The sequence below is a fragment of the Sphingomonas sp. Ant H11 genome, assembly GCF_000797515.1.
Lineage (GTDB): Bacteria > Pseudomonadota > Alphaproteobacteria > Sphingomonadales > Sphingomonadaceae > Sphingomonas.
In genome coordinates this window covers 1-4,179 of sequence record NZ_JSBN01000129.1, presented here as the reverse complement: position 1 = coordinate 4,179, position 4,179 = coordinate 1, and the positions used below count along the sequence as shown (strand labels likewise).

The window sequence follows — 4,179 nt, the reverse complement described above, 5'->3', positions numbered from 1 at the left end:
AGAGGGATTTTGTGGCGACGGTCGGCCTGCGGCGAAGGTTACACCTGCAACCCAACCGCCGCCTGCGCCGCCGCCAGCGTCGGGGCCGCCAGCACACTCGCGCGCGCCGCGCCATCGGCCAGCACCGCGCTCACCGCCGCACGATCGTCGAGCAACGCCGTCAGCCGCTGGCGAATCGGCGAGAGCGTCGCCACCGCCAGATCGGCGAGGGCAGGCTTGAACGCGCCGAAGCCTTGCCCTGCGAACTGCGCCAGCACCGCATCGGGCGTCACGCCCGCAAGCGCCGCATAGATCGTCACCAGATTGCGCGCTCAGGCCGTTCGGCGAGGCCGGCGACTTCGCCCGGCAAGCCGTCGGCATCGCTCTTGGCCTTGCGGATCTTGCCCGCGATGGTGTCGTCATCATCGACCAGATTGATGCGGCTGGCGTCCGAGGGATCGGACTTGGACATTTTGGCGCTGGCATCGCGCAAGCTCATGATGCGCGGCGCGGCCTTGGAGATGAACGGCTCGGGCAGCGTGAAGGTGTCGCCATAATCGGCGTTGAACTTCACCGCGATGTCGCGCGCCAGCTCGAGATGCTGCTTCTGGTCCTCGCCGACCGGCACGTGCGTCGTCTGATAGAGCAGCACGTCGGCGGCTTGCAGCACGGGGTAGGTGAACAGCCCGACGCTTTGCGTCTCGCCCTTCTTGCCGGCCTTGTCCTTCCACTGCGTCATGCGGCCGAGCCAGCCCATCCGCGCGGTGCCGCCCAGAATCCAGTGGAGCGCGCTGTGCGCGGGCACGCGCGCTGGTTGAACAGGATCGCGCGTTTCGGGTCGATCCCGCAGGCGAGCAAAGTGGCGGCCATTTCGGTGGTGTGGGCGTTGAGCTCGGCCGGGATGACCGGCTGCGACAGTGCGTGAAGATCGGCCAGGAAGAACAGGCAATCGTCGCCTTCCGGCATCGCGTCTTGCATCGCGACCCATTGCTTGATCGCGCCGAGATAGTTGCCGAGGTGGAGATTGCCGGTTGGCTGGATGCCGGAGACGACACGCATATGCTTATTCCTGGGCGGGCTTGGGAGTGTTGGAGGTGCCGCGCCGCCGCATCAGCGCCTTCAGGTCCGCGATCCGGTAAGCACCGGTAACGAAACAGGCCACGCCATAGACCGCGCTGCCCGCGCCGACCAGCACGCCAAGGGCTGCATAGCGCACGATCAGCGCGCCGCCGAGATAGGGGGTGAGCAGCCGCTCGAACGCGAACACCGTCGCCCCCATCAGCAGGGCGGCGAGCAGCAGGCGCGGGACCTTGCGGCGCAAAGCGCTGTCCGCCGCGAAATGGCCGCGCTCGACCAGCGTGCGATAGAGCATGGCGACATTGACCGTCGAGGCGAGCGCGGTGGCGAGCGGCGGGCCGACATGGCCGATCAGCGGGATCAGGATGAGGTTGCGACGATGTTCACCGCAATCGAAATCATCGCATAGCGCACCGGCGTCCTGGTATCGCCGCGCGCATAATAACCGGGCGTCAGCACCTTCACGAGCACATAGGATGGCAGGCCGACCGAGAAGGCGCTGAGCGCCCAGCCGCAGCGGCGCGCGTCCATCGCGGTGAAATGCCCATATTGGAACAGCCCGCGCACGATCGGCTCGGCGGCGACCATGAAGGCGACGGTGGCGGGGAGGGTGAGGAACAGCGCCAGCTCGATCCCGCGATTCTGCGTCTCCATCGCGGCGGTATCCTGCCCGGTCGAGAGCAGGCGCGACACTGTCGGCAACAGGATCGTGCCAAGCCCGATGCCGATCAGCCCGAGCGGCAATTGGTTCAGCCGGTCCGCATAATAAATATACGTGATCGAGCCCGAGGCGAGCAGGCTGCCCGCGAGCGAGGTCGAGATCAACAGATTGATCTGCGACGCGCCCGCGCCCGCCGCAGCGGGGACGATCAGCCGCAGCATCTCGCGCACATCGGCGTCCAAGCGCGGCAGCCGCAGCCGCATATCGACCCCGGCGCGGTGGCACGCCCATAGCAGCCACAGCAGTTGCAGCACGCCGCCGACCGTCACCGAAATCGCCTGCACGCGCGCGGTCTGATAGACGTCGTGCCGTGGAAGAACCACAGCCCCGCGATCATGGCGAGATTGAGCAGGATCGGGGCCGCCGCATTGACCCAGAATTTGTCGAGCGAATTGAGGATGCCCCCCAGCAGCGACGCCAGCGATATCAGCGCGAGATAGGGCAACGTGATCCGCGACAGCATCACCGCAAAGGCGAATTGCTCGTGGGTGGGATGCTGGCGGGCGAAACCGCCCGAGAGCAGCCAAGTGATCGGCCAGGCCGCCAGGATCAGCGCGCCGGTGAACAGGATCAGGATCGGCAGCAACACCGCCAGCGCGCGCTCGGCGAAGCGATAGCCGCCGGCAATGCCGTCCGGCCCGGCGGCTTTCTTGTTGAACATCGGGATGAAGGCGGCGGAAAACGCGCCCTCCGCGAACAAAGCGCGGAACATGTTGGGCAGACGGAAGGCGACGCCATTGAACGCGTCCGATGCAAACCCCGCCCCGACATAACGGGCGGCGAGCGAATCGCGCACCAACGCCAGCACCCGGCTGGCCAGCGTGAGGCCGCCGATCGAGCCGAGTGATTTGACGAGGTTCATGGCGCTGTCTTCACAAAAACAGCCCCCGCATCCGGACTGGGAGATCGGGGGCTGAAAGGGCCCTTAGGCGGTGCCGAGCGTCTCGCCAATGCCGCCTTCGGCCGCTTCCTGCTGCTGCAGGAAGACGCTGGCGAAATCGATCGGCTCGAGCAGCAGCGGCGGGAAGCCGCCGTCACGAATGGCATCGGCCAGCACGCGGCGCGCGAACGGGAAGATCAGGCGCGGCGCTTCGGCCAGCAGGAACGGCTGGAGATGCTCGGCCGGGAAATTGCGCAGGCCAAACAGCCCGGCATAAGAAAGGTCGACCAGGAAGGCGACGGTGCCTTCTGCGTCCGCCTTCACTTCGATGCGCAGCACGATTTCATAGACATCGTCGCCGACCTGGGCCGAAGCAATGTTGAACTGCACGTCGATGGCGGGCGCGGTCGGGTTCTGGAAAATGGCCGGTGCGTTCGGATTCTCGAACGACAAGTCCTTCACATATTGCGAGATGAGGCCGGCCGCAGGCGCGGTGTCCAGGCCATTGCCATAGGGGTCGGTCGTCGGAACCGTGGTGGTGATGAAGCCGTCGTCCTGCTCGCTCATGGAACTCGTCCTTACCCTGATCGTATAAGCGCCACACTTCCGTGGCGTGGTCGAAAGCGCGCGCCTAGCAGGGGGGGGCAGCGAGTTCAACTCGCCGGAGACGCTCGTCTTATTGCATGATTTGAATCCTTGGCGCGTTAGGCCTATGTACTGCATCTGTTGAAAGCCCCGGAGGCCGCGTGTTCCTGACCGTCATTCTCGTAATGCTGACTGCGTTTCTGGCGCTGAACCTGTATCGGGTGCTGGGCAAACGCACGGGTCACGAACAGCCCTTGCCCAAGCCGACCGAGGAACGTGCTCCGCTGACGGTGGTGCAGCGCCCGGTCGAGGCGATCGGCGAAGCGCGTGAACCGATCAGCCGCAATGTCGAGCCCAAGGCCGAAGCGGGGATCCGCGCGATCATCGCTGCCGACTCCACCTTCGACGTCTCGCGTTTTCTCGGTGGCGCGCAGGGTGCCTATCGCATGATTTTGGAGGCATTCTGGAAGGGCGACGAGGAACAACTCGCCTGGCTTGCCGAGGATTCGGTGCGCGATGCCTTCACCAGCGCGATCCTGGCGCGTGACACTGCGGGCCATGTGCTGGACAACCGGCTCGTGTCGATCGAGCGCGCGGTCATTGCCGACGCGTCGCTCGACGGCAAGGTTGCGCGGATCACGGTCCGCTTCGATGCCGACATCGCTGCGGTGACGCGCGATGCCGAGGGTAACGTGATCGCGGGCTCGATGACCGATGCGGTTGAGACGCATGATGTTTGGACCTTCGTGCGCACTCTCAAGAGCAGCGACCCGAATTGGAAGCTCGCCGACACCGACGAGGCATAACGCCAATGCGGGGGGCATTTACCGGGCTGCCGATTGCGTTTGCCGTCTTGCTCGCCGGGTGCGGCGGTCACGTCGAACGCCCCCGTCCGGTCGCCAACCGTCCTGCACCGGTGCGCAAACCCGTCGCCGCC

Annotated in this window: 2 protein-coding genes and 2 pseudogenes; 1 reads left to right on the top strand and 3 read right to left on the bottom strand. The window is 65.7% G+C overall.

Annotated features, from left to right (window positions below):
* Positions 1-38: 38 nt before the first annotated feature.
* From trpS to secB, 3 genes and pseudogenes are all read right to left on the bottom strand, one after another.
* Positions 39-1,038, bottom strand: a pseudogene (gene trpS, locus NW75_RS19005) (tryptophan--tRNA ligase).
* Between the two features lie 4 nt (positions 1,039-1,042).
* Positions 1,043-2,639, bottom strand: a pseudogene (gene murJ, locus NW75_RS19000) (murein biosynthesis integral membrane protein MurJ).
* A 63-nt stretch (positions 2,640-2,702) separates the two neighbouring features.
* Positions 2,703-3,224, bottom strand: a complete 522-nt coding sequence (gene secB / locus NW75_RS18995) for a protein-export chaperone SecB (RefSeq protein ID WP_033966849.1) — start codon at positions 3,222-3,224, stop codon at positions 2,703-2,705.
* Positions 3,225-3,403: 179 nt separating this feature from the next.
* On the opposite strand from secB, the gene NW75_RS18990 reads away from it, so the two are divergent.
* Positions 3,404-4,048: a Tim44/TimA family putative adaptor protein gene (locus NW75_RS18990; protein WP_033966848.1), complete on the top strand. Its 645-nt coding sequence runs from the start codon at positions 3,404-3,406 to the stop codon at positions 4,046-4,048.
* The last annotated feature ends 131 nt before the right edge of the window (positions 4,049-4,179 follow it).

Bases quoted from the DNA above. Each gene is read 5' to 3' on its own strand.
- secB (WP_033966849.1), bottom strand. From the start codon at position 3,224: ATGAGCGAGCAGGACGACGGCTTCATCACCACCACGGTTCCGACGACC.